Source organism: Cloacibacterium sp., assembly GCF_047601505.1.
GTDB lineage: Bacteria > Bacteroidota > Bacteroidia > Flavobacteriales > Weeksellaceae > Cloacibacterium.
In genome coordinates this window covers 1,437,955-1,464,823 of sequence record NZ_JASGJD010000001.1, presented here as the reverse complement: position 1 = coordinate 1,464,823, position 26,869 = coordinate 1,437,955, and the positions used below count along the sequence as shown (strand labels likewise).

Here is a 26,869-nt window from a genome sequence, read left to right as displayed (position 1 = left end):
TAAAAGCAAAAAAGTCCCTCAGAAAAGGACTTTTTTAATAGTTGTTATAATATTTAAAAATATTATTTCTTTTTAACCACTTTTTTAGTTTTTACTGCTGGCTTTACTGTTTTAATGGTATTAAAATGAGTATAAGCATATTGCGCCGCTTTGTACACATCTATTACTCCACTTGCTTCAGAATATTTACCAAAATCATTGGCTGTACTTTTATTTACAGAATTTTTTAAACTTTGAATTACCTGAGCAGGTGTTAAATTTGGCATGTAAGCCATTAAAACCGCTGCTGCACCTGCCACTACAGGACTCGCCATAGAAGTACCTTGCAAATATTCGTATTTTCCATCGGTAACAGTAGAATAAATTTTATCTCCGGGAGCAAAAACATCTACCATTTTCTTATTAAAATTAGAAAAACTAGCCTTTAAAGCTTCTGAATCATTAGTACTTGCACCAACGGTAATCATATTATTAATGAAAGGTTTTTCGTCTTTTTGTGATTTAAAATTGGTAGGAAAATTATCATTCAATTCTAAATCTTCGTTGTCGTTACCTGCAGCATGTACTAATACAACACCTTTCTCTTGAGCATATTTGAAAGCTTCCCAAACTTTTTCTTTACCTGGAGAAACAGGTTTTCCAAAACTCATATTAATAACTTTAGCACCATTATCCACCGCATATCTTACTGCATTTGCAATATCTTTATCTCTTTCGTCACCATCAGGAACAGCTCTTACCGTCATTATTTTTGCTACTTTATAAGCAACTCCATATTGCGTTTCTCCACCTTGAGGAAGACCTGCAATAATACCAGAAACGTGAGTTCCGTGTTTAGCATCTGGTCCTTCGTAATGATTATTTCCGTAATATTTTTCGTTAATATCATTATAATTATCTCCTACAATACTTCTGGTATCATAATTCAAATCGTATTGTTTGGTAGCTTGAGGTTCAAAATATTCTAAGGCTTCTTTTATTTCTTTTTCTAAAAAAGTTTGCACTTCTGCAGGCGTTTTTCCTTGCGCAGCAGGGTCTTGCGCAACATTAGACAAAATTGCCAAATTTCTATATTCTACTTGCGTTGTAGGTTTTATAGAAGCTAAATTTTCTTTAGTAAGTGTTTTACCATTAAGCGTTGCTACAATTCCTGGAATTTCTTTTTGAAAACCAGAATAAAACTGAAACTGCTGTTGTGCTTCTGTACTTTTTTTAGTGAAAATTTCTTTTGCCTTCAAATACATATCAAATTCTGAAGACATTTTGGTTTGATTTTCTTTATTTTCTACAGCATTATCGCCTTCAAAAAATGGTTTATACTGTCTTACTACTCTAGCAACTTCGGTATTATCTACGCCTACATCTCCGTTTTTCCCACCAATAAAATTCCATCCGTAAACATCATCTACATATCCGTTTCCGTCGTCATCTTTACCATTATCTGGAACTTCGTTCACATTTTTCCAAAGATTTTTCACCAAACCAGGATGATCTACTTCTACACCACTGTCTATAACACCTACCACTACAGATTTTGGCTTCAAGCCTTTAGATTCAAAAAATTTATAGGCATTTTCTGTGTTCACACCATAAACTTTGGTGGTAGAAAAATCTTTGTGATACCAAGTTTTTAAATCTTTATCTTCTTCTTGTTTTTCTTGTGAAAAAGCAAAACCAAAGCCTGCTAAAAAAAACGCTGCTACTAATATTCTTTTCATTTTTTGATGTATTATTTTGTAATTTTTTTGATATAAGAAATAGCTTCCGGACCCATATTGCAGATTAAATCTATAATAGACAAATCTTTTATAAAACCTAATTTATCACTAAAAGTTTGATAATATTCGTCCATATTATATTCCGTATCTTTTTTTGCCGAAAAAGCACTTCTAAAATCTATCATTTCGGGAGATTTTTGATATTCTTCGGTAAGCGAAAATTGCTTTTCTTGTTTTAAAATTTGTAAAATTATTTCTATTGCCTTCAAATTGAATGCCAAAAAGGTTTTAGGCTTTTCTAAGAATATTTTTTCTAACTTATCTTCGTAAAACTCGAAATAAGGTGAACTTTGATAGGCGTTTTTGATAGATTTCCAGTGAAGTTTTTGCCAATCTTCCACATAAGAAATTTCTAAATTTTTAATGCACCTTTCACCAGTATGATGAATTGGAATAATAAGCGACAATTTACCGTTTGCGCCATAAACATTGGTTCTGTTTCTATACGTTTGCTTCGGAAAGTTCTCGAATTGTTCTAAAACCACTTCGTTTTCTTCTTTTAAAAATTCTGAAAACCAAGAAATAGGTGGCAAATAAAATATAGGAAGTAAAATTTTCATTAAAAAATTAATTAGTCTCCAAAGTTAAAAAAAATAAAATATTTTTCATCAAAAAACCCTTCCTACTAATTTCTAGAGAAAGGGTTTGTTAATTTTATCATTAAATTACCTAATAGGAAAAATTAGTTTGCCGTGTAAATTACCTACGTCTACAAACCCAATATATCTAGAATCTAAACTTGCATTTCTGTTATCTCCTAGCAAAAACATTTTACCTTTAGGAACTTTTATTGGACCAAAGTTATCTGCATTCCAAGGTTTATGAAACGTTTTAGAAATTGCAGTATCTTCCTCATTATCAATATATCTTTCTCTTTTAAAAGCTTCATTAAAATCATTCTTATTAAGTTGAGCCAAATACTTATTTTCTTCAACTTCAAAAATTGAATTTACATCTTTTTTCTTATTTGTAACCAGCCAATTGTAATAATCACGCTCAATAATATAAGCATGATTAAGCATAAATTGATTATCTACAAACTTATCATTTATATACAAATCGCCATTTTTAATTAGCACAACATCATTTTCTATAGCAACTAATCTTTGACAATAAAAACCTTTTTCAAATTTTGAATTTTCTTGTGTATATATTACAAAATCAAATTTTTTAGGCTTTATTAAATTTGTTCCGATACAAATAGTTCCTGCATTAAGTGTAGGTTCATTTCCACTTGTAGGAATTATAAATATTTGTAAAAAATTAAGTGCTTTTGCAACAATAAGTATTGTTACAAAAGCACTCATTATAATTAGTACTTTATTAAAGTTCTTACGCATTACTCTTCTTCTTTTTTACCTTTGAAAAGTTTCACAAAATATTCCCAACCGAAGAATAATACAAGAATTACTGCAGCAATCCACCAATATGATGTTTTGTTTGCTTCGCCTGTATTAGTTGCTTTGAACATTCTTTCCCAACGGATTTTTTTAGGACCATCATCAAAAACACCTTGCAAACTCATCCAAGTAAACATTGGCGAACCAACAATATGAGTTTCTGGCACAAAACCAAAGAAACGAGCATCTAGAGAAGCATCTCTATTATCTCCCATCATAAAATAATAGTCTTGTTTTACGGTATATTTATCGGTTTGAGCTCCGTTGATAAAGAATTTACCACCTTTGAATTCTAAAATATTACCTTCATAAACGGTAATTAATTTTTTGTATTCTGGTAAATTATCTTGAGTTAAAGTAATTACATCCCCTTTTTTAGGAATGGTAAGAGGACCGTACCAATCTGTATTCCATGGTTTATTGTATGGGAATATACTTTGAGAGTAATCTATTTTTTTAGATTCCAATGCATGCCCTGTCCCATCATTTACATAATTATTATTTTCATCTTTAACAGGAAAATAGGCAATCGCTCCCTCTCCTTTATTAGCTAAAACTTCTTCGGCTTTTACAAATTCTGGCATTTGCTTTATATCCGCCAACAAGCCATCTGTAAGTCCTTGAAATTGATACTTATGTAATCCATCGTTAGTTTGACCTTGGTCTTCAACTGGCAAATAACATAGATTTTTCCAAAGAGAATTTATATCTATTTCACTACTTGTATATACTGTATAAGAATGCTGCACCTCAGCATCTCCCATCATCTTTTCGGGTTGTCCGTTCACGAAAAGCTTGCCTGCTTTCATTTCTACCACGTCACCACCTACAGCTACGCATCTTTTTACGTAAGGATCCATTCTATCAATAGCGGTATGTACAGAATCTCCGGGATAATTGAAAACTACAATATCATTTTTCTTAGGTTTTTTAAATTCTCCAATTCTAAAATAGGGTAATTTAACGGCATCTACATAAGATTTTGGGTCGTTTTTAGGATTACCGTCTTTTCCGCTATCAAAAATTGTTCCTTGTAAAAACGGCAATGCCAAAGGTCTCATAGGCATTCTGTACCCATAGCTCCATTTGTTTACAAATAAGAAATCTCCTACCAAAAGTGTACGCTCCATAGAACCTGTAGGAATTGCAAAAGGCTGAGTAACAAAAGCATGAATAATGGTTGCAAAAACTACTGCAAAAGTAATAGAACCCAAGAAAGATTCTTTTTTACCTTTTTCGTCATCTACCGCAAAACGGTCAACTTTATTCAATTGGAAATAACTGGTATAAGCCAAATAAATAAAAGGCAAAAAGATGGTTAACAGTTTTTCGACAGTGGTAGTTCTACCAAATTTCTTCATCAAGAAAAGATGAAAAACCGTCATCATTATTGGACCAACGATAGGTAAATAAGTAAAAACAATCCACCATTTTGGTTCGCCAATTTCTTTCAAAATAATATAATAATTATAGAAAGGAATAAAAGCTTCCCAACCTTTGTAACCCATTTTTTGGTACAATTTAATGGTAGAAACTCCCAATAAAACTGATAAAATCAGTACATAAATAGAATATTGAATAATATAATCCATAATATTTTGCGTTTAGCCTTTAGCTCTTTGGCTATTAGTAATTCAATTTGATATTTGTTACAAATTAATAATTTGAATCTTTTGATTTTGTTTGATGGTATATTTATAAAATTTAAAATCTAAAATTATAAATTTACAATCCTAAAACTTGTTTCATCCCGAAATTACCTACTTTCCCTGGCAACCATTCTGCAGCAATTACTGCTCCTAATGCAAAACCATTTCTATTGAATGCAGTGTGTTTAATTTCGATTTCGTCAACTTCCGAACGATAAAAAACACTGTGCGTACCTGGAACTTCGCCTTCTCTAATGGCTTTAATTCCTAATTCAGAACCTTGAGTCTCGTCTAATTTCCAAGTTTTAAAATCCGAATGTTTAAAAATTCCTTCAGCAATAGAAATTGCAGTTCCACTTGGTGCATCTAACTTGTGAATATGATGAATTTCTTCTAACTGACAGTCATAATCATTTTGAAAAGGTGTCATCATTTCGGCTAATTTTTCGTTAAGAGCAAAGAAAAGATTTACTCCCAAACTGAAATTAGAACCATATAAAAATCCTGTTTCGTTTTCTAAGGCAATTTTTTCTATTTCTGGCTTTTTCTCGAGCCAACCTGTAGTTCCTGCAACTACAGGAATTTTATTTTCTAAACAAAATTTTATATTGCTAAATGCAGATTCTGGCGAAGAAAATTCTATCACCACATCTGGATTGTTCAGTTTTTCTACGGTAGGCGTTTCGTCTAAGGTTGCCACAACATCATGACCTCTTTTTAAAGCAATTTGATGGATAATTTTCCCCATTTTACCATAACCTACTAATGCTATTCTCATATTTTTATATTTTTATCAGTTTAAAAACCGATTATTGTTCGAATTTATTTAAAATCTATAACTCAAAGACAAGCCAGCTTTTGCCTGTCCAATTCCTACATTATCATTAATAATTGTAGGTTTAAGCGCCAAATCTGGGTCGTGTTTTTGTTCATACAAATGCGCATCTACCACAGCATCTACAATTCCTAAAATATACACCAAACCTGTAATGGCAATAGAATAATCTCTGTATCTTTTGGCAGAATCTTGTGTATTTCCGAGTACCGTTTTATCAACTCCCGGAATGTTAGAAAACTCGTGCGGTTGCCCATTTAATTCAGCAATATAAGCGGTTCTGTACCTTCTATATTGCTTATCATTATAAACTATAACACCAACTCCTGTTCCTATTGCACCCCAAACGATGGGTATTTTCCAATATTTTTTGTTGTAATATTGCCCAAGTCCCGGTAAAACAGCAGAATACAACCCTGCTTTCGTAGGATTGTATTTTGTTAATGCTTTTGCATTGGCTTTTTCTATATCTTCTACTACCTGTTTTTCTGTTTTTACGGTATCTAGAGGTTTTATTTCTTGTGAAAAGTAAAAACTAAAAAAGAGCAGAAAAATGATGGAGAATACTGTTCTCATTAATTAAAATGTGAGAGGATTTTGCTCAGTTCTTCCTCGTTATTAAAATCTAAAATAATTTTTCCTTTTTTGCCTTTTCCCGAAGATTTTATTTCTACGGAAACATCTAGCACATCCGAAAGTGATTTTTGCACTTTTCTAAGATGATTTGGAAGTTCTTTTTCTTTTGGAGCAATTTCTTTTTTAGGATTTTTAAATTCTGAAGCAGCTTTTTCGGCTTGTCTTACATTTAATCCTTCTTTTATAATTTTATTGAATAATTCTTGCTGATTATTTTCGCCTTCAACGCTAATGATAGCTCTACCATGTCCCGCAGAAATAGCTCCCGCTCTAATCGCTTGTTGAATATCTGGACTCAACCTAAGCAAACGTATAGAATTGGTAATTGTACTTCTCTCTTTACCAACTCTTTGGCTAAGATTTTCTTGTGTAAGACCTATTTCGTCTAAAAGTCTTTGATAAGTAAGTGCAACTTCTATAGCATCTAAATCTTCACGTTGAATATTTTCTACCAAAGCCATTTCTAGCAATTCTTGGTCGTTTACCAATCTAATATAAGCTGGCACACTTGTAAGACCTGCAATTTTAGAAGCTCTGTAACGTCTTTCACCAGAAATAATCTCGAATTTATCACCGTCTTTTCTTAGAGTAATTGGCTGAATTACACCTAAATTACGAATAGATTGCGCCAATTCTTGTAGTGCGGTCTCGTCAAAATAAGTTCTTGGTTGCGTAGCATTAGGATAGATATCTTCTAAAGCTACTTCTACCATATTTCCCAGCAATTGTTCTGCTCCGGTATCTGTAGCGGAATTAATATTACTCTTGCTTTCGGCACTTAAAATAGCACCTAAGCCACGTCCCATTGCTCGTTTTTTATCTTTCATATTTATAATTAAGATTGAAATTTGATAATTGATATACCAATCAAAAATCAATTTTTAAAATTATGCTTTTTGTAATTTTTCGTTTTTTAGTAAAACTTCTTCTGCCAATTGTAAGTACTGAATTGCTCCTTTACTTTCGGCATCGTACATTAAGATACTTTCTCCGAAACTTGGCGCTTCACTCAATCTAACGTTTCTAGCAATAATAGTCTCGAAAACCATTTCTGGGAAGTGTGTATTAACCTCTTCTACTACTTGATTCGAAAGTCTAAGTCTAGAATCATACATGGTAAGAAGAAGCCCTTCTATATCCAAATCGTTATTATGAATTTTCTGAACGTTTTTAATGGTATTCAATAATTTACCAAGACCTTCTAATGCAAAATATTCGCACTGAATAGGAATAACCACAGAATCTGCTGCTGTAAGTGCATTAACCGTGATAAGTCCCAAACTTGGTGCACAGTCTATAATAATATAGTCGTATTCAGATTTTACAACATCTAATGCTTTTTTGAGCATATACTCACGTTTGTCTCTGTCTACAAGTTCTATCTCCGCCGCTACCAAATCTATATGAGAAGGAATTAAATCTAAATTTGGGGAAGTAGTTTTTTGGATACATTCTCTTACATCTACACTATGTTCTAAAAGGTGATACGTAGAATAATTCACTTCTTCAATACCAAGACCAGACGTAGCATTAGCCTGAGGATCAGCATCTATCAAGAGAACTTTTTTTTCTAGCACACCAAGTGCAGCTGCAAGGTTTACTGCTGTAGTCGTTTTTCCTACACCTCCTTTTTGATTGGCAACTCCAATTATTTTTCCCATAAAAATTATTTAGTTTTCAAAAATACAATAATTTGTAATTCCGTTGAATGTTAATAACTGTCAAAAATATTAAAGTATTGTTAATTAAAGGCTTAAAGCGCAAAAAAATTATCCACAATTTTTAGAAAATGTGGATAATTAGTATTAAAAAGTAAAATGCAACAAATTATACAACTATGTCTTATTCAAATTGCATAGAAATTGGAAATTTAAAATACGAACGAACGTTTTGTCCTCCCAGTTTTGCAGGATTCCATTTTCCTTTGATATTTTTAATCACTTTCTCTGCTTCTTTATTAAAATCTGCATTAACGCCGCTTGCTTTGATATTAGAAATACTACCATCTCTTTCTACCACGAAAGTTACTACAGCTTTTACAATTTCTCCACTTTCGCTGGTTACCACCGATGTATCAAAATTATTTAAAACTTTACTTCTAAAACCTTCAATTCCACCATTGAAATTTGCTTCCACATCTACACTCGTAGGAATTACATTAAGGTCTGGCTTTGGAGTATTATCAATTGCGGGCTTTGTTCCCACATCAGAAGGAACTCCAATGTTTTGATTAGGATTAGTTACTGCTTGCCCAGGTGTAGTGACAGTAGAAATAATTGCATCATCTACTTTTTGATTAATGGTAGTTTCCACAGGCGGATTTCTAGTAGGTTCTGGAGGCGTAAGACTTTGAGTTTTCAATGGCACATCTGGTTTTGGCGGAACTACTATTGGTTTTTGTTTTTCAACATTTTGATCTTTAGGACGTTCTAAATCTATCAAAACAGCAGTGCCTCCATCAGAAATTACATGATGCTCTCCTTTGAACTGAGACACCACAAGCGGCACAATTGCTACTACTGCAAAAAGGGTAACCCCAACAAAAAGGGCTTTTTTAAGCATTGTATTTGCTTCATTTCTTAGCGCATAAGCTCCATATTCTTTATTTCTATTCTGGAATATGATTTCATTGAGAGCTTGATGCTCATCGCGAGTAAAGAAATTTTTGTTCATTGTAGAAAATTTAATGGTTAATATATAAACACAATTATTAGTTTGATACCTTTTTGCAAAAAGTATTTAAAGTTATTCAACAACCTTGCCAAAAAATTAATTACTATTCAAAAATTTAAAATTATTTAACATTTAAAATAAATTTAAAACAAAAGACCAATTAAAAAATTCTCAATAAAAAGCGAAATAATTACTTAATCAACAACTTATCAACATATAAATAGAAAAATAATTGAAAATTTGAAATCAAAACTCAACAAATAAACAACAAAAAAAGTCGCACTAAATTAGTACGACTTGCATAATATTTTATTCAAACTGTAACTTAAAACAGCTCTTTTCTAATAATATTTTGACTTCTCTCTGGACCTACAGAAACCAAATAAACATTAATTCCTAAATATTCTTCGATAAATGCGATGTATTTTTTTGCATTTTCTGGCAATTCATCAAAAGTTCTCGCTTTAGTAATATCTTCCGTCCAGCCTTCTAAATCAGCATAAATTGCTTCGTAATCATATAATTTAGTAGTAGAAGAAGTGAAATAATCTATAATTTTACCATCTTCAGTTTTATAATGAGTAGCAATTTTAATGGTATCAATACCTGTAAGAACGTCTAATTTTGTAATCACAAGATTATTAATTCCGTTAATCATACAAGCGTGTTTCAAAGCTACTAAATCTAGCCAACCTGTTCTTCTTGGTCTTCCCGTAGTTGCTCCGTATTCGTGACCAATTTTTCTAATGCTTTCGCCCAATTCGTTATCTAATTCTGTAGGGAAAGGACCATGCCCAACTCTAGTAGTATAAGCTTTAGAAACTCCAATTAAATTTTGCAATGAAGTTGGCGGAACGCCAGCACCTGTACAAACACCTCCTGTAGATGGCGAAGACGAAGTAACATAAGGATAAGTTCCGAAATCTATATCTAACATTAGCGCTTGCGCTCCTTCGAAAAGGATGTTTTTATTATCTCGAATGGCTTCGTTTATTTCTAACTCGGTATCTACAATTCTGTCTTGTAATTTTTTACCAATTTCTAAAAATTCGTGGTAAATTTCATCAAAACTCATTGCTGGTTTTTCAAAATACTTCTCGAAAAGGTTATTTTTAATTTTTAAATTCTTTTCAATTTTTTCTTTTAAAACTTCAGGATTCAAAAGGTCAATCATTCTAATACCAACTCTTGCAATCTTATCCTCATAACAAGGCCCGATTCCTTTTTTGGTAGTCCCAATTTGAGTACCTCCTTTTTCTTCTTCTCTGTAAGTATCTAGCATAATATGATAAGGCATTATCACATGTGCTCTTCTACTAATGAAAACGTGGTCTGTTTTGTAACCTTTGCTTTCAATTTGCTCTATTTCTTTAATAAAAGCTTTAGGGTTTACTACCACACCATTGGCAATAATACACTTGCCTCTACATTGCAAAACACCAGAAGGAAGCAAGTGAAGAACAAATTTATCTTCGCCCACATATACTGTGTGACCAGCATTATCACCTCCTTGGAAACGAACTACGTAATCAGATTTTGCAGAAAGAACATCGGTTATTTTTCCTTTGCCTTCATCACCGAACTGAAGACCTACAACAACGTAAGTTGACATATTTTTATTACATTTTATTAGACCTTACAAAGGTAATTTTTATAAATTGTTTCACCAAATTAACTTTCAGAAAATTAAGCAAATAAAAAATATCATGTTTAATTTTTATCTTTATGATTCTTTAATTCTTAAATTTAAAGACTTAAATTCATTTTATGAAAAAAACAATAATCCTATCAGCTTTTGCACTCTTAGCAAGTTGTACCAGCGTTCAAAATACACCTAGTTCAGAACCTTTCACTTGGGAAGGTGCCAATCTTTACTTTTTAGTAACAGATAGATTCAACAACGGAAATCCTAATAATGATATTAATTTCAACCGAACCGAAAAAGCAGCCACTCTTCGTGGTTTTGAAGGTGGAGACTTGCGAGGTGTCATCAAAAAAATAGATGAAGGTTATTTCAAAAAATTAGGAATTAACGCCATTTGGATGACGCCAATTGTAGAGCAAATCCATGGTGCAACAGACGAAGGAACCGGCAAAACATACGGCTACCACGGTTATTGGACAAAAGATTGGACTGCTCTAGACCCAAATTTCGGAACGGAAGCAGATTTGAAAGAATTGGTAGAAAAAGCACACAAACAAGGCATCAGAATTCTTTTAGACGCCGTAATTAATCACACAGGCCCAACAACAGACATAGACGAAACCTATCCCATGACTTGGGTAAGAACCGAACCTCAATGTAAATATGATAATTTCGAAAATACCACAGCCTGTACTTTAGTAGCAAATCTTCCTGATATTTTAACTGAGAGCAATGAAAAAGCTGGCTTGCCAACTCTACTAGAAAAAAAATGGAGAAAAGAAGGCAGATACGAAAAGGAGATGTCTGAACTAAACGAATTTTTTGTAAAAACGAGATACCCAAAAGCTCCGAAATATTACATTATGAAATGGCTTTCGGATTATGTAAGAGAATTTGGAATTGATGGTTATAGAGTTGATACTGTAAAACATACCAACGAAGATGTTTGGAAAGATTTCAAGAAGGTTTGCGACCAAGCTTTTGCAGAATTTAAATTGAATAATCCTGATAAAGTTCTAGACAAAAACACTCCATTTTTTACCGTTGGCGAAGTGTATGGCTACGGAATTTCGGGCAAACAATTGTATAATTTTGGAGACAGAAAAGTAAATTATTTCCAAAACGGATTTACCTCTCTTATCAATTTTGATTTTAAAGGAGATGCTAACAAACCTTACGAAGAACTTTTTAGCAATTATGATAAAATTCTGCATCAGGATTTAGCAGGAAAAACCGTAATGAATTATGCTTCTTCTCACGACGACAGTTGGCCATTCGATAAAGACAGAAAAAAAACCTACGAAACCGCTACAAAACTACTCTTAACACCCGGAATTTCTCAAATTTATTATGGCGACGAAACTGGTAGAAAATTAACAGTAACAGGAGCTGAAGGCGATGCTAACCTTAGAAGCAAAATGAATTGGGAAGATGTAAAAAATAATCCCGAAACTCAGAAATTATTAGAATATTGGCAAAAATTAGGTCAATTCCGAAGAAACCATCCTGCTGTTGGAGCTGGTTATCACAAGATGATTTCTAACTCTCCTTATTGGTTTTCTAGAATTTATAAAACCGACAAAGTAGTTATAGGACTTGATTTACCAAAAGGAACAAAAGAAGTAAACGTTACTGGAATTTTTGACAACGGAACAAGAATAAGAGACGCATACTCTGGCGCTACAATGCCTGTTATCGAAGGAAAAATTTCTTTAACTAATGATAATAACATTGTTTTATTAGAGAAAGATTAATATTTTCGACATAAAAACCAAATAAAGCGCAACATTCTTGCGCTTTATTTGGTTTATCTATTTTCTTAATTCAATAAAAATTATGTTAAGTATAATTTTTGGCATACTTTTGTCTTAGAAAGTAAAGAAATTATAGAAAAATATGAAAAAAATAATCCTTTTATTATCATTCTTTTTAATGAGTAATGCATTTGCTCAAAAAGTACCAACAGTACTCAAAACCACTTTTTCTAAAGAAGCTTTGGCTCAAAAAATAATGGATAAAGATGGTAAAACCACTACAATTTCTAAAATTTTAGCAAAACATAAAGGCAAAATTTTGGTTTTAGATTTATGGGCAAGTTGGTGTAGAGATTGTCTTAATGCAATGCCAAAAGCGAAAGAATTAGAAGAGAAAAACCCGAATGTTGACTTTGTATTTTTATCTCTAGACAGAAATTTTGAAGGCTGGAAAAAAGGCATGGAAAAACACAACATGCAAGACAAAGAAAATTATTGGTTTAATGAAGGTTGGAAAAACAATTTCAACAATTATATTGATTTAAATTGGATTCCTAGATATTTGGTAATCAATCAAAAATCTGATATTGCAAAATATTACGCCATCGTTCCAGATGACCCAGAAATTCAAAAAACAATAGACGAACTTAGCAAATAAAGCAAAAACGTTAATTAAAAATGATAAAATCACAATGAAATTTCGTTGTGATTTTTTTTATTCTCAAAACTTAACTTTAATTTTTGTTAATAAAGCTTTTTGTATTAAAAAAATATGTAATTTAGGGCTATACAAATCTTAAAATCAAACCGTTATGTTTAGTGATGAAGATTTGATGCGCAGTTGGAATCTCTGTAAGATTAACCATCGTTTCAAAGAACAAACGATGCGGAAACTTCACCAAAAAATTGACTCCTCCAACATTCATTTTCGGGAAAAATTCAAGAAAAAATCTGAAGTACTTCTACTCCACTCCTTTTTACAAAAATTCCCAGACCTTAATTTTGAAAACCTCACCTGCGAAAGTCCAGATTTCATTATTCAGCATCAAAATAAAAAAATAGGATTAGAACTTACGGAAGTTATTAATCATCTTGAGAAAAAGAAAATTGAAAGTCAACTGAACAAAATCTTTAGAGAAGCAGAAATTATTCTTCAAAAAGATTTAAAAAAATTACAAGGTCTCTACCTTATCGAAATAGACGAAAGCCAAGCTCCTGAAGCGCTCAAAAACAAAGAAATTCTGCTCAAAAACCTTCTCTTTTCCATCAAAAATCTAAAACCAAAAGGCATTTTTCTTAAAATTAAGAAAATTAAAAATGAGGGAAATATTTTTATCTCATTCAACCCAGAAATGAATCTTTTCGAAGAACTTTGTTCCGAAAAAATAAAACAAACCATAGAAAAGAAAAACCAAAAATACCCTTTATACGACAGCACTTTAGACGAGTGCTGGCTTATTATTGTTTCGGACATGAGTTCTTTGGCTTCAAAATATCAATACATCGAAAACGCTTCAATTTTAGAAAATATCGCGAGTCCTTTTCATCAAATTTATCATTTAGACAGTCTTTTCGGAAGCATGATGAAGATTAAATAAATTTAAATGGCGTTTAAAAAGTCATTAAGCGGTTTCATGGCTTTATAAATTTTCGCAAATTCTTTTGCTGCATTCTCATTAAGCAATTGTTCGTCTGAAACGGGATGAGTTACGATGTAATGTTTAAGTTTTAAAAATTCTGCCATTTTATCGTCTTTTTCAAAACCTTGAGGCACTTTTTTCAATTTATCTTCTACACTTAAACCTCTAAAATAATTCCTGAATTCGTCTTTTTCAACTATCGTTAAAAATTCTTCTCCAAAGGCAGAGATTTCTTTTCTAATCTCTTTCAAAACCGAAGATTCTGGCATATAAATTCCGCCAGCTAAAAAAGATTTACCGGGTTCTATATGCAAATAATATCCTGCTTTTTGGCTCCCTTTCCCCATCCCCAAACTGGCTCCGAAATTGGTTTTGTAAGGCGATTTATCTTTAGAAAAACGAGTATCTCTATAAATCCTAAAAAGTGATTTTTTAGCATCTGCTTTCCCAATTTCTTCATCGAAAACTACCATTTCTTCAATTAATTTTTCAACAAAAGAAATTACATCTTGTTGCGCTTCTTGGTAAGTGGTTTTATTTTCGTTAAACCATTCTCTGTTATTATTTTTCTCTAAAGTTCTTAAAAACTGAAGGGTTGATGATTGCATATCAAATGTTTTTTTCAAAATTAATAAATTTCTTACAAACCTTTCGCTCCTATAAAGCTCTAGTTAAAAACAAATCTTTTCTCTTACAAAGCAAAATTTTGAACATTTATCTATTTCCCCATCCATCATCCATCATCCATCGTCAAGCAAAATTTCAAAATTCTCAAAAAAAAATAAAATTTATTATTAAAAATAAAATCACTATCTTTGCCGCTTAATTAATAGACGATCTTTAAATGAATTTATTTACGGAGTCCAATTTAGGCCCTGATATTCTCAAGGCAATTGGCGACCTCGGCTACGAACAGCCGACAGAAATCCAGAAACAGACTATTCCTTTTATCCTTTCGGATATTCGCGATCTTATCGCACTTGCGGCAACAGGAACAGGCAAAACAGCAGCATTTTCGCTTCCGATTCTGGATATGATAGACGACACCAGTCGTAAAATCCAGTTATTAGTGCTTTGCCCTACTCGTGAACTTTGCCTTCAGATTACCAAAGACATTAAAAACTATACAAAATACCTTCACAACGTAAAAACTACCGCAGTTTACGGAGGAAGCAGCATTACTGAACAAATTCGTTCTCTAAGAGAAAAACCTCAAATTATTGTAGGAACTCCAGGGCGTGTAATAGATTTGATTGGTAGAAAAGCTTTAGATTTTTCAGAAATTCATTGGCTTGTTTTAGACGAAGCTGATGAAATGCTTTCTATGGGTTTCAAAGATGATTTGGAAACCATCCTTAGCGAAACTCCTTCAGAAAAGCAAACGCTACTTTTCTCTGCTACCATGAGCAAAGAAGTAGAACGTATTTCTAAAAATTACCTTACCAACCCACACAGAATTTCTGTAGGAAGCATTAATGCGGTAAAGAAAAACATTACCCACGAATATTATGTGGTAAGTTACAGACAAAAGAAAGAAGCTTTAAAAAGATTATTGGATGCTAACCCAAATCAATATTCTATTATTTTCTGTAGAACCAGAATGGAAACTCAGGAAGTTGCAGATTTCTTAATGCAAAACGCTTATGCAGCAGATGCACTTCACGGAGATTTGTCTCAGGCGCAAAGAGATACGGTAATGAAAAAATTCCGTTTAAAAAACATCGACATTTTGGTAGCAACAGACGTTGCAGCTAGAGGTTTAGATGTAGATGCTCTTACGCACGTTATTCATTACTCTCTTCCAGATGACCCAGAAGTTTTTGTACACAGAAGTGGTAGAACAGGTAGAGCTGGTAAAGACGGTATTTCTATGGCATTAATTAAGCCTGAAGAAACTAGAAAATTAAGACAAATAAAATCTGAAACTAAAATTGATATTGTTGAGAAAAAAATCCCTACAGGTAATGATATTATCAAGGCTCAAGTGGGAGGTGTTTTCGAAAAATTATTTACAGAACACGATAATTTCTTTGAATTTGACAGCAATTTAATTCCAGATTTATCAAACTTCACTAAAGAAGAATTGGTGCATCAATTATTGCAATTCCAATTAAAAGATTTAGCTCTTTACTATAAAGATAGAAATGACTTGCAGGAAATGAGACTTTCTAACGAAAGAGACATCCCTGGTAGCAGAAGAGAACGTGGTAGAGATAGAGACAGAGACAGAGACAGAGGAGGAAGAGACCGCGACAGAGATAGAGACAGAAAAGGAGGTGGAAAACGCAGAAATAATGAAAACATGACCAGATTTTTCTTTAACCTTGGTAAAAGAGACCAATTGAAGAAAATGGATATGTTAGAAATCATCAACAAAGCGACTTCTAAATCTAAAAAACGTGCAGACATTGGCGATATAGAAATTTTAGAAAAATTCTCCTTCTTCGAGGTTGATAAATCTTTCAAAGAAGAAGTTCTAAAAGGCATTGCTAGTCAGAAATTTAAAGGAAAAGATATGAGAGCCGAAGTGGCAAACTAATCTTCCATTAAAAATATTATTACAAAACAGCGGAATTATTTTCGCTGTTTTTTTTATTTAAATTTCAAAACAAAAAATAAAGAAATTTTATTTTCATGATAAATTTTATCTTTGTAGAAACTTAACATTGCGTTAATATTCGCATTGATAAGTTTAAATATATTTGCCAACATTTTTAACTAATTGTGAAAAAATTATTAATTCTATTTATCCTAATTGGCTATTTTGCTTCTGCACAAACAGATGAGCATTTATCTAGCTTTAATATGGTATCTTTTACCTATAAACACGATAAAAAATGGATGGCTTATATAGAGTTACAAGACAGGGCAATAGAAGAATTTTCTAAACCCGATTATTACGAAGTAAAAGGTGGAATTGGCTATAATATAGACAAAAACAACCAACCTTTTATTGGGATAGGAAGATATGGAACTTACAAAGAATCTAAATTTTACCAAGAAGAATTTAGAATTTGGTTACAATATATCTTTTCACAAAAAATAAGTAAACTAAAAATAGACCATAGATTAAGAGCCGAAAAAAGATTTTTTTATTTTCCTCAATCTGGTTTGGCAGATAACACTTCCAGATTTCGATACAGAATGGCATTAACATTACCTTTGAACAAGGACAAAATAGAGCCTAACACGTTTTTCCTTAATGCATTTGAAGAAGTTTTCGCAGGCCCGAATGCCCCAAATTTTAAAAGAAACAGACTTTTTGGCGGATTTGGTTATCAATTGAATGATTATATTGGTGCAAATATGGGCTATATGTGGCAAAGAGAATTTGCAAACAGCGGAAACAGAAGCCTACACTTCCTATATTTCGCTTTGAACTTCACTTTCGATAGGCTAAAATATAATGAAATGCACCAAATCCCAGTAGCGGATTAATGTTAATAAAACTTAATAATATTTCATAAAAATATAGCGTTTTTTTTAAGAAATTTGCAATAATTTAAAATCATAAAAATATGGGAATTGGAAACATATTTAGAGCGTTTCAACCTAAAGACAAAATTTTCTTTGTATTATTTGAAAAAGTAGCACAAAAGCTAGTAGAAATGTCAAAAGAATTCCACGACGGAATTAAAGAATTCGATTTAAATGACGAGACTTTATTAAACAAAATGAGCGATTATGAGCACGAATTGGATGATTTAACTCACGAAATTTTTGTTCAACTTGGAGAAAACTTCATTACCCCATTTGATAGAGAAGACATCAATCTTCTAACTTCAGGATTAGATGACATTGCAGATTACATCTATGCTTCTGCAAAATACATTTACCTTTACAAAAGCCCAGAAGTAAAAGAATATTCTGAGTTTTCGTTATTGATTTACAAATCTTGTTTAGAAATTCAAAATGCCATCAAAAACCTAAAAGAATTTAAAAATCCTGCTGAGGTAAAAGAGGCTTGTATTAAAGTAAACTCTTTCGAAAATATTGCAGACGAAGTACTAAGCCAAGGAATATTGTCTGTTTTTGAAAGCAACGACCCTATCAAAATTATCAAAGTAAAATCAGTTTTAGAATACTTAGAAACAGTAACTGATAAAGCTGAAGATGTAGCAAATACTATTGAAAATATAGTGATTAAATACGCGTAATCTATTTTTCAATAACCAAATTATTAATTTAGAATGGATTTACCTATATTATTAATCATTATTATTGCGTTAGCATTAGTATTTGATTTTATTAACGGTTTTCACGATGCCGCAAACTCTATTGCTACCATCGTTTCCACAAAAGTTTTAACTCCTTTTCAGGCAGTATTGTGGGCTGCTTTATGGAATTTTGCTGCATTTTTTACAGCACTTTACATTATTGGAGAATTTAGAATTGGTAATACCATAGCAAAATCTGTAAACGAAGATTTCATTAACCTTGAAGTTATTCTCGCAGGTCTTATCGCTGCAATCATCTGGAATTTATTAACTTGGTGGTTCGGCATCCCTTCTTCATCTTCTCATACTTTGATTGGAGGTTTTATGGGAGCAGCTCTTATGCATGCTTTGGTAACACAATACACCCTTATCAGTGGTGTTCATCCAGATGCTGGTTTTGCACATAATCTTATGCAAGCCTTCAAGAATTTATTATCGTTAGATGTGGTAAAATACGATAAAGTAATCCCAATATTTTTGTTCATCTTTTTGGCTCCAATTATTGGTATGGTTATTTCGGTAATCATTACTTTAATCATTGTCTTTGTGAGTAGAAAATCTAATCCTCACAAATCTGATAGAGTTTTCAAGAAATTACAATTATTTTCTTCCGCTTTATTTAGTTTAGGACATGGTACTAATGATGCTCAAAAAGTAATGGGAATTATTGGTGCAGCAATTATCTATCATCACGTACAAACATTACACGACCCTATTTATCTTGCGCTAGAATCTAAAGAAAGATTTTCTTATTTCGTAACGCATTATGTTTGGGTACCATTCGCTTCATTCTTAGCAATCGCTTTAGGTACAATGAGCGGAGGTTGGAAAATTGTAAAAACAATGGGTACAAGAATTACAAAAGTAACTCCATTAGAAGGTGTAAGTGCCGAAACCGCTGGAGCTATCACTTTATTCTTAACAGAACACTTAGGTATTCCGGTTTCTACCACTCATACTATTACAGGTTCTATTATTGGTGTTGGACTTACCAAAAGAATATCTGCCGTAAGATGGGGAATTACCGTAAGTCTTCTTTGGGCTTGGGTACTTACAATACCTGTAAGCGCAGTAGTAGCAGGACTTACTTATCTACTTGTAACCTTTATAAAATAAATTTTATAAAATAATCAACTCCTAAAACTTTGCTATCAATAGCAAAGTTTTTTGTTTATAAATAGTAAACTCTCTCACTCAAAATTCTTATTTTTGTACAAAACCATTTTATATGAATTTTTTAGAAAATTATCAGCAGATAGTTGCCAAAGCAATAGAAAAACACATCTTCAAAAATAAACCTTCAGAGCTTTATGAACCAATGAATTACATCATTGGAAATGCAGGTAAAAGACTAAGACCTATTATGGTTCTTATGGCTTGCGACCTTTTTAACGGAAACACCGAAAAAGCAATAAAACCAGCTCTAGCAATAGAATTTTTTCATAATTTCACATTAATACATGATGATATTATGGACGAAGCTCCACTTAGAAGAAATAATCCTACCATACACACCTTACACGGTATAAACGTTGGAATTCTTTCTGGAGATGCTCTTCTTATTAAAGCTTATCAATTTTTTGAGGATTTAGAAGCAGAATTATTCAAAAAATGTATTCAAATATTTTCTGATACAGGTGCTGTTCTTTGCGAAGGACAACAAATGGACGTAAATTTTGAAACAAAAGAAGATGTAACATACAACGATTACATTGAAATGATTACCAATAAAACAGGCGTTTTAAGCGCTGCTTCTTTCAAAATTGGAGCTTTAATTGCGGGTGCTAAAGAAGAAGACGCAGATCATCTTTACAATTTTGGCAAACACATTGGTATTGCTTTTCAAATTATGGATGATTATTTGGATGTTTTCGGGAACGTAGAACAATTCGGAAAAAAACACGCAGGAGATATTTTCGAGAACAAAAAAACCATTCTTTATCTTCTTGCGATGGAACATGCAACCGAAGAAGAGAAAAAAGAACTTAATTTTTGGTATTCTAAAAAAACCGAAAATGTAGATAAAGTTTACAGTGTTGAAAAAATATTCAGAAGAGCCAAAGTAGATGAAAAAGTACTTAGACTTATCCACAAGCACAACGAAATTGGTCACGATTATTTAAACAAAATTAACTTACCCGAAGAAAAGAAAAAACCTTTCAAAGAACTGGCAAGCTATTTACTAAAAAGAGAATCATAAAACTGATAATTTTAAAATCTAAATTCATTTTAAAGATGATTTAGCCATTCAGTTTCAAGTTTTTTCAAGATTAAAAAATGAAATTCAGAACAGAAATAGAATTTAAAAATTCTGACAATAAAATAACATTAACCGACCGAATTTTTTCTGTCGGTTCTTGCTTTTCTGCCGAAATGAGCGAAAAATTACAAAACGGACAAATGCAAACGCTTTGCAATCCTTTTGGTACTATTTTCAATCCTTATTCCATCAAAAATGTAATTAAAAACCTTCACGATTTTAAAATTTATAAAAACGAAGATTTAATTTTATACAACGAAAAGTATATTTCTCTACAACATCACACTTCATTCAACAGCAATTATGCTCACAAAACGTTAGAAAAAATCAACCAGAATATAGAAATTGGCAATCAGTTTCTACAAAAAACCAATTGGGTTCTTATCACCTACGGAACTTCTTATATTTATGAATTTTTACCTAAAAAACAATTGGTTGCCAATTGCCACAAAATTCCTCAAAAGTTCTTTAATAAAAGGTTTCTTACAGATGAAGAGATAAGATTTTCTATTACCGAAACCATAGAATTAATTAAAGATATTTGCGAAGAAGATGTCCAAATTTTATTCACCATTTCACCGGTTCGCCATTCCAAAGATGGCATGATAGAAAACCAACTGAGCAAAGCAAAACTTATTTGTGCAATTCACGAAGTTTTACCAAAGTTTGAAAACTGCCATTATCTCCCTATTTATGAAGTTTTGATGGATGATTTGCGAGATTATAGGTTTTACAAAGAAGATTTAATTCACCCAAACAGTCAAGCAATTCAATATATTTGGGAAAAATTCGGAAATGCTTATTTTTCTAAAGAAGTAAAAGAATTTATCAACGAAAATTATAAAATAAAAGCTTCTTTAGAACACCGCCCAAATGATGATAACTCGCCAAAACACAAAGAGTTTTTAGAAAAATTACAAGAAAAAATTAAAATCCAACAAAGTAAAGTAAAACATAAAATTTTTTGAATGTTTCCAACTAAAAACCAAAAATAACCATCTATAAAAGAAATTAAACATTTATTATTATGAAAAATTTCATTACAATCATCGCTGTATTAATAGTGAATTTCACCTTTTCCCAATCTAAAAATTTTATAGACCAACCTTATTTAGAAACTTCTGCAGAAGCTGACACTTTGGTTATTCCTGATAGAATTTATCTTAAAATTACTATTTCTGAAAACGACACCAAAAACAAAAAATCTGTAGAAGAATTAGAAAACACAATGGTTCAAAAACTTAAAAACTTAGGAATAGATACTAATAAACAACTCTTACTAAATGATTTAGAAAGTGGATATAAAAAATATGTCTTAAAATCTACAGATGTAATGAAAACTAAATCTTATGATTTATTGGTTTTTGATGGATTAACTGCTGGAAAAGTAATTCAAGAATTAGAAAAAGAGGAAATCGCTAATATTCAACTTCTAAAAACTCAACATTCTCAACAAGAAAAAATTTTGGCAGATCTAAAAAAAAGAGCCATTATAAAAGCAAAAAAGAATGTCAACAACATAGCAAATGCTATCGGACAAAAAGCTGGCAATGCTATATTTATTTCAGATTTAAAAGTAACATTACAAACAAATCCTAATCTCTTTTTGAACACTTCCTTTGGTTACAACTCTCAAAAACAAAAAGAAGAATTTGAACCTGCAGATTTGAATTTCAGAAAAATAGGATTTTCTGCCAGCTTATCTGCGAATTTCAAACTAGAATAAAAAAATGATTGACACACATGCACATCTCTACTCAGAAGAATTTGATAATGATTTTTCTGAAATGCTTCAAAGAGCTATAAACAAAGGCGTAACAGAGTTTTATCTTCCTGCCATTGATTCGGAATCTCATCAAAAAATGATAGATTTAGAAACGCAATATCCTGATAAAATTTTCGCAATGATGGGATTACATCCTTGCTATGTAAAGCCAGAAACTTGGGAAAAAGAATTAGAAATTGTAGAAAATTATTTGAAAGAAAGACCTTTTCCTGCAATTGGCGAAATTGGTATTGATTTATTTTGGGATAAATCTACACTAGACATTCAAATAAAAGCCTTTGAAAAACAAATAGATATGGCTACAATGTATGATGTGCCAATCGTAATACACACCAGAGAAAGTTTTGATGAAACTTTTGAGGTTTTAGAAAGAAAAAAACATCCAAAATTACGAGGAATTTTCCATTGTTTTTCTGGAAATTTAGAACAAGCAAAACATGCCATCGATTTGAACTTTATCTTAGGAATTGGTGGAGTTGTCACTTTCAAAAATGGTAAAATAGACCAATTTTTCCACGAAATTCCTTTAGAAAAAATAGTTCTGGAAACAGATTCGCCTTATTTGGCACCAGTTCCACACCGCGGAAAACGCAACGAAAGTTCTTATTTAGATTTGGTAGTTGGGAAATTAGTAAATATCTACAATAAAGATTTTGCAGAAATTGATAGAATTACAACTGAAAATGCTCATAAAATTTTTGGGAAGTAATTTCATGCAAATACAGAGAAGAATAGCAAAGACCGCAATGAATCTCATTACGGTCTTTTTATAAAAAATTTTTGCGCGAAAATTTATTTCTTTCTATAAAACACCTTTTTTTTCGGTTTTCTAAAACTAACATCTTCTTTCTTCTGAGGCTTTGGTTTCGGTGTGAAAGGTTTGTTATTAGAATCTCTTTTTTGCTCTACCAAATTATCTGTATGATAAGGATGAGATTTCACTACCGGAATTTTTTTACCAATTAATTTCTCAGTATTTTTCAAATTTACCAAATCCAAACCATCTACAAACGAAATAGAATTACCTTCAGCTCCCGCTCTTCCCGTTCTACCAATTCTGTGAACATAAGTCTCTGAAACGTCTGAAAGTTCAAAATTAATCACATATTTTAAATCATCAATATCAATTCCTCGTGCTGCAATATCTGTTGCCACCAAAACTCTCGTCCTCTTATTTTTAAAATTATTGAGCGCATTTTGTCTAGCATTTTGAGATTTATTCCCATGAATTGCTTCAGCCGAAATATTCGTTTTTTGGAGCTTTCTGGCAATTTTATCAGAACCGTGTTTCGTTCTGGCAAAAACCAAAACTTGGTCTAGTTTTTCATCTTGAAGAATGTGAATTAATAAATCTAATTTATCATCTTTTTCTACAAAATAAATAGATTGATTAATGGTATCTGCTGTAGAAGAAACTGGCGCAACTTCTACTTTTACAGGTTTTCTGAGCATAGAATTTGCCAACTCTTGAATTTCCTTAGAAAAAGTTGCAGAGAAAAATAAAGTCTGCCTTTTCTGTGGAAGTAATTTTACTACTCTTTTCACATCATGCACAAAACCCATATCGAGCATTCTATCAGCTTCATCTAAAACAAAAATTTCTAAATTTCTAAGCGAAATTATTCCTTGATTGATAAAATCTAACAATCTACCGGGCGTTGCCACCAAAATGTCAACTCCTTTTTTCAAGGCTTGTTCTTGTGCGCCTTGTTTTACCCCTCCAAAAATAACTAACGTTTTAAGTGGAAGAAATCTACCATAAGCATGAAAACTTTCTTCAATCTGAATTGCTAATTCTCTGGTTGGTGTAAGAATTAAAGCTTTTATTTGATGATTTTTTGTATTTTGATGATGAAGATTCTGTAAAATTGGGATGGCAAAAGCTGCCGTTTTTCCTGTTCCTGTTTGTGCAGTTCCCAATAAATCTTTCCTTTCTAAAAGATGCGGAATAGCTTGCGCTTGGATAGGAGTTGGTTTTTCGTAACCTTCTTTGTTAAGCGCATCAAGAATGGGCTTAATGATTTTTAAGTCTGTAAATAACAAATTTTAAAATTTAAAAAATGAGTGCGGGCGAAGCAGTTTACTTCAACATTTTTAGAGCAAAAAATCTGCGAAAATTTACAGAATTTTAAAAAAGTATAAATACTTTGGCTAAAGAATGCCGCGAATAATTTGGCAAAGATAGGTTTTTAGAAATAAATCAAAAAAAGCGCTCAAAATTTGAACGCTTTGTATTTTTATCCGTGTAATTTTTTCCAGATGATATCCTTTAATTCTACCAATCCTTCTTGGGTAACTCCAGAGAAAAAAAGTGGTTTTTTATTTTCTGGAAATTGATCTGAAATTTCTTTCTTCAATTCATCATCTAATAAATCTGACTTTGAAACACTGATGATAATATCCTTATCTGTTAATTCAGGATTATACTCTTCTAGTTCTTTAATCAGAATATTATACTCTTTTATATGGTCTGGAGAATCTGCAGGAATCATAAAAAGTAAAATAGAATTTCTTTCGATATGACGTAAAAAACGATGCCCGAGACCTTTTCCTTCGGCAGCTCCTTCAATAATTCCTGGAATATCTGCCATCACAAAAGATTTATAATTTCTGTATTCTACAATCCCAAGATTTGGAGTAAGAGTAGTAAATGCGTAATCTGCAATTTTAGGTTTTGCAGCAGAAACAGCCGATAAAAGCGTAGATTTACCTGCATTAGGAAAACCTACTAAACCAACATCTGCCAAGATTTTCAGTTCGAAAACCACATAACCTTCTTCGCCAGGCATACCTGGTTGCGCATAACGAGGAGTTTGGTTAGTAGAAGATTTGAAATTTTCGTTTCCTAATCCGCCCATTCCGCCTTTCATAATGATGATTTCTTGTCCGTCTTCTAAAATTTCTCCAATTATTTCTCCATCTTCATTTTTGGCAATTGTACCCACAGGAACATTAATGTAAACATCCGCTCCAAAAGCTCCTGTTAATTGGTTTTTACCACCATTTTCACCCCTTTCTGCTTTTACGTGACGCGTGTAACGAAGCGGAAGCAATGTCCATTCTTGTGCATTACCTCTCATAATTACGTGACCGCCTCTACCGCCATCACCTCCATCAGGACCACCTTTTGGGATATATTTTTCTCTACGGAGGTGTGCAGAACCAGCACCACCGTGTCCAGATTTACAATGTATTTTTACGTAATCTACAAAATTGCTCATGTTTTATAAGAATTTAGGGGTTAGGATTTAGGATTCAGTTTTTTTGAAATTTAATGCTATTTCCTAAATCCTATTGCCTAAAAATCTATTTTATTTTTTCTACTTCTGCGAAGAGTTTTTCTGAAATCTCAGCGATTTCTCCTACTCCATTTATCTCTACATATTTTCCTTGTTGCTTGTAAAGTTCTGCTACTTCAGCAGTTTTGGCGTAGTATTCTGTAATTCTTGCTCTAATTACGTTTTCGTTACTATCGTCTGCTCTACCGCTTGTTTCGCCACGTTTTAGTAATCTTTTTACTAAAATTTCGTCTTCTACAACTAGAGATAAGCAAACGTCTATATTATCATTCAAAACATCTTTTACAATTCCTTCTAGAGCGTCTGTCTGAACAGCAGTTCTAGGGAAACCATCAAAAATAAATCCTGAAGCATCGGTTGGCTTTTTCACTTCATCTATTAGCATATCAATAGTTACTTGGTCTGGAACTAATTGTCCTTTGTCTATAAAAGATTTTGCTAATTTCCCTAATTCCGTATCATTTTTCATGTTATAACGGAATAAATCTCCTGTAGAAATTTGTTTTAGATTGAATTTTTCGATAAGGTTTTGAGCTTGGGTCCCTTTACCACTTCCTGGAGGCCCGAACAGAACGATGTTTATCATTTTTATAGATTTGAGATTTGAGATTTGAGATTTGAGATTTGAGATTTAACTCAAAAAACAAATCAAATAAAATTATTTTTTAGTAAAATATTAATGATTAATTCTACCTTCTTCTAGTTGGTACAAATCTGGGAGATTTCTTCCCAATTCATCATAATCTAGTCCGTAACCCAATACAAATTTATTAGGAATTTCTTTAGCCACATAATCTATTGGGAATCTATCTTTGAAAACATCTGGTTTCATAAGAAGTGTAGCCACTTTAAGAGATTGAGGACGTTGTGTATTTTTAAAATATTCGAAAAGACTTTCTAAAGTGTTTCCTGTATCTACAATATCTTCCATCAGGATAATATGTCTGCCTTCCACATCTTTGGTAAGGTCCATTTTTTTATAAACAATACCTGTAGATTGTAAACCACCGTGATATGAAGAAACCTGCAAAAATGCGACTTCGCATCTACCTGGATAATGTTTCAAAAAGTCTGCGAAGAACATAATTACACCATTTAGAACTCCTACAAAAATAGGAACTTCATCTTTGTAATCTTCATAAACTTTTAGGGCTAAATCTTTAATAACTTCTTGAAGTTCGTCGTGCTTAAGATAAGGAACGAAAGTTTTGTCGTGAATTTTTATACTTTCCATAATTAATTCTAAAGCACAAATTTAAGCTTTTTTTATAAATTTTTAAGGTAAAAGTGGTTAAAT

General features: G+C 32.1%; 26 protein-coding genes. 11 read left to right on the top strand and 15 right to left on the bottom strand.

The genetic code is table 11. From position 1 onward, the window contains the following. Positions 1 to 62: 62 nt before the first annotated feature. The 10 genes from QM746_RS06900 to QM746_RS06855 form a co-directional block, all read right to left on the bottom strand. Entirely contained in the window at positions 63 to 1,718 is a 1,656-nt protein-coding gene (locus tag QM746_RS06900; RefSeq protein ID WP_414983545.1) for a S8 family serine peptidase, read from the bottom strand. Positions 1,719 to 1,729: 11 nt separating this feature from the next. Next, the gene (locus QM746_RS06895) at positions 1,730 to 2,338 is read right to left on the bottom strand and encodes a WbqC family protein (RefSeq protein ID WP_414983544.1); all 609 of its coding nucleotides are present in this window, start codon (positions 2,336 to 2,338) and stop codon (positions 1,730 to 1,732) included. 105 nt (positions 2,339 to 2,443) lie between these two features. Continuing rightward, positions 2,444 to 3,085: a signal peptidase I gene (gene lepB, locus QM746_RS06890; RefSeq protein WP_414983543.1), complete on the bottom strand. Its 642-nt coding sequence runs from the start codon at positions 3,083 to 3,085 to the stop codon at positions 2,444 to 2,446. A 32-nt stretch (positions 3,086 to 3,117) separates the two neighbouring features. Continuing rightward, entirely contained in the window at positions 3,118 to 4,770 is a 1,653-nt protein-coding gene (gene lepB / locus QM746_RS06885; protein WP_414983542.1) for a signal peptidase I, read from the bottom strand. Positions 4,771 to 4,903: 133 nt separating this feature from the next. Then, positions 4,904 to 5,605 carry a 4-hydroxy-tetrahydrodipicolinate reductase gene (gene dapB, locus QM746_RS06880; RefSeq protein WP_414983541.1) on the bottom strand — a complete coding sequence of 234 codons (702 nt, stop codon included), beginning with the start codon at positions 5,603 to 5,605 and terminating at the stop codon, positions 4,904 to 4,906. Between the two features lie 48 nt (positions 5,606 to 5,653). After that, the gene (locus QM746_RS06875; RefSeq protein WP_374361144.1) at positions 5,654 to 6,238 is read right to left on the bottom strand and encodes a DUF5683 domain-containing protein; all 585 of its coding nucleotides are present in this window, start codon (positions 6,236 to 6,238) and stop codon (positions 5,654 to 5,656) included. Further along, a complete protein-coding gene (locus QM746_RS06870) occupies positions 6,238 to 7,125 on the bottom strand; it encodes a ParB/RepB/Spo0J family partition protein (RefSeq protein ID WP_414983540.1) in 888 nt (295 codons plus the stop codon). The genes QM746_RS06875 and QM746_RS06870 overlap by 1 nt, the downstream gene beginning before the upstream one ends. 60 nt (positions 7,126 to 7,185) lie before the next feature. Further along, positions 7,186 to 7,959: a ParA family protein gene (locus tag QM746_RS06865; protein ID WP_374361140.1), complete on the bottom strand. Its 774-nt coding sequence runs from the start codon at positions 7,957 to 7,959 to the stop codon at positions 7,186 to 7,188. Between the two features lie 181 nt (positions 7,960 to 8,140). Further along, positions 8,141 to 8,971: an energy transducer TonB gene (locus QM746_RS06860; RefSeq protein ID WP_414983539.1), complete on the bottom strand. Its 831-nt coding sequence runs from the start codon at positions 8,969 to 8,971 to the stop codon at positions 8,141 to 8,143. 325 nt (positions 8,972 to 9,296) lie between these two features. Then, the gene (locus QM746_RS06855; RefSeq protein WP_374361136.1) at positions 9,297 to 10,583 is read right to left on the bottom strand and encodes an adenylosuccinate synthase; all 1,287 of its coding nucleotides are present in this window, start codon (positions 10,581 to 10,583) and stop codon (positions 9,297 to 9,299) included. 155 nt (positions 10,584 to 10,738) lie between these two features. On the opposite strand from QM746_RS06855, the gene QM746_RS06850 reads away from it, so the two are divergent. The 3 genes from QM746_RS06850 to QM746_RS06840 all read left to right on the top strand — a co-directional run bounded on the left by QM746_RS06850 (position 10,739) and on the right by QM746_RS06840 (position 13,968). After that, a complete protein-coding gene (locus QM746_RS06850; protein ID WP_414983538.1) occupies positions 10,739 to 12,370 on the top strand; it encodes an alpha-amylase family glycosyl hydrolase in 1,632 nt (543 codons plus the stop codon). Positions 12,371 to 12,512: 142 nt separating this feature from the next. Further along, positions 12,513 to 13,028, top strand: a complete 516-nt coding sequence (locus tag QM746_RS06845) for a TlpA family protein disulfide reductase (protein WP_414983537.1) — start codon at positions 12,513 to 12,515, stop codon at positions 13,026 to 13,028. Positions 13,029 to 13,182: 154 nt separating this feature from the next. Continuing rightward, a complete protein-coding gene (locus QM746_RS06840; protein ID WP_414983536.1) occupies positions 13,183 to 13,968 on the top strand; it encodes a hypothetical protein in 786 nt (261 codons plus the stop codon). Positions 13,969 to 13,970: 2 nt separating this feature from the next. Here QM746_RS06840 and QM746_RS06835 read toward each other — a convergent pair whose 3' ends face one another. Beyond that, entirely contained in the window at positions 13,971 to 14,636 is a 666-nt protein-coding gene (locus tag QM746_RS06835; RefSeq protein ID WP_414983535.1) for a DUF2461 domain-containing protein, read from the bottom strand. A gap of 218 nt (positions 14,637 to 14,854) precedes the next feature. On the opposite strand from QM746_RS06835, the gene QM746_RS06830 reads away from it, so the two are divergent. The 8 genes from QM746_RS06830 to QM746_RS06795 all read left to right on the top strand — a co-directional run bounded on the left by QM746_RS06830 (position 14,855) and on the right by QM746_RS06795 (position 22,982). Further along, complete coding sequence (locus QM746_RS06830) at positions 14,855 to 16,549, top strand: DEAD/DEAH box helicase (protein ID WP_414983534.1); 1,695 nt, start codon at positions 14,855 to 14,857, stop codon at positions 16,547 to 16,549. A 185-nt stretch (positions 16,550 to 16,734) separates the two neighbouring features. Continuing rightward, positions 16,735 to 17,448 carry a DUF2490 domain-containing protein gene (locus QM746_RS06825; RefSeq protein ID WP_414983533.1) on the top strand — a complete coding sequence of 238 codons (714 nt, stop codon included), beginning with the start codon at positions 16,735 to 16,737 and terminating at the stop codon, positions 17,446 to 17,448. Between the two features lie 80 nt (positions 17,449 to 17,528). Beyond that, positions 17,529 to 18,167, top strand: coding sequence for a DUF47 domain-containing protein (locus QM746_RS06820; RefSeq protein ID WP_414983532.1), 639 nt, complete (start codon positions 17,529 to 17,531; stop codon positions 18,165 to 18,167). Positions 18,168 to 18,200: 33 nt separating this feature from the next. Next, entirely contained in the window at positions 18,201 to 19,343 is a 1,143-nt protein-coding gene (locus QM746_RS06815; protein WP_414983531.1) for an inorganic phosphate transporter, read from the top strand. Between the two features lie 112 nt (positions 19,344 to 19,455). Next, the gene (locus QM746_RS06810) at positions 19,456 to 20,427 is read left to right on the top strand and encodes a polyprenyl synthetase family protein (RefSeq protein WP_414983530.1); all 972 of its coding nucleotides are present in this window, start codon (positions 19,456 to 19,458) and stop codon (positions 20,425 to 20,427) included. Between the two features lie 77 nt (positions 20,428 to 20,504). Next, positions 20,505 to 21,455 (top strand): GSCFA domain-containing protein, encoded by a 951-nt coding sequence (locus QM746_RS06805; protein ID WP_414983529.1) that lies wholly within the window; start codon positions 20,505 to 20,507, stop codon positions 21,453 to 21,455. A gap of 59 nt (positions 21,456 to 21,514) precedes the next feature. Then, positions 21,515 to 22,213: an SIMPL domain-containing protein gene (locus QM746_RS06800; protein ID WP_414983528.1), complete on the top strand. Its 699-nt coding sequence runs from the start codon at positions 21,515 to 21,517 to the stop codon at positions 22,211 to 22,213. A 4-nt stretch (positions 22,214 to 22,217) separates the two neighbouring features. Further along, positions 22,218 to 22,982, top strand: a complete 765-nt coding sequence (locus QM746_RS06795; RefSeq protein ID WP_414983527.1) for a TatD family hydrolase — start codon at positions 22,218 to 22,220, stop codon at positions 22,980 to 22,982. Between the two features lie 83 nt (positions 22,983 to 23,065). Here the strand turns inward: QM746_RS06795 and QM746_RS06790 are convergent, their stop codons facing one another. The 4 genes from QM746_RS06790 to hpt form a co-directional block, all read right to left on the bottom strand. Next, positions 23,066 to 24,316, bottom strand: a complete 1,251-nt coding sequence (locus QM746_RS06790; protein ID WP_414983526.1) for a DEAD/DEAH box helicase — start codon at positions 24,314 to 24,316, stop codon at positions 23,066 to 23,068. 194 nt (positions 24,317 to 24,510) lie between these two features. Then, positions 24,511 to 25,494, bottom strand: a complete 984-nt coding sequence (obgE, locus tag QM746_RS06785) for a GTPase ObgE (RefSeq protein ID WP_414983525.1) — start codon at positions 25,492 to 25,494, stop codon at positions 24,511 to 24,513. An 85-nt stretch (positions 25,495 to 25,579) separates the two neighbouring features. Further along, entirely contained in the window at positions 25,580 to 26,158 is a 579-nt protein-coding gene (locus tag QM746_RS06780) for an adenylate kinase (protein WP_374365292.1), read from the bottom strand. 90 nt (positions 26,159 to 26,248) lie between these two features. Further along, a complete protein-coding gene (gene hpt, locus QM746_RS06775) occupies positions 26,249 to 26,806 on the bottom strand; it encodes a hypoxanthine phosphoribosyltransferase (protein ID WP_414983524.1) in 558 nt (185 codons plus the stop codon). Between the last annotated feature and the right edge of the window lie 63 nt (positions 26,807 to 26,869).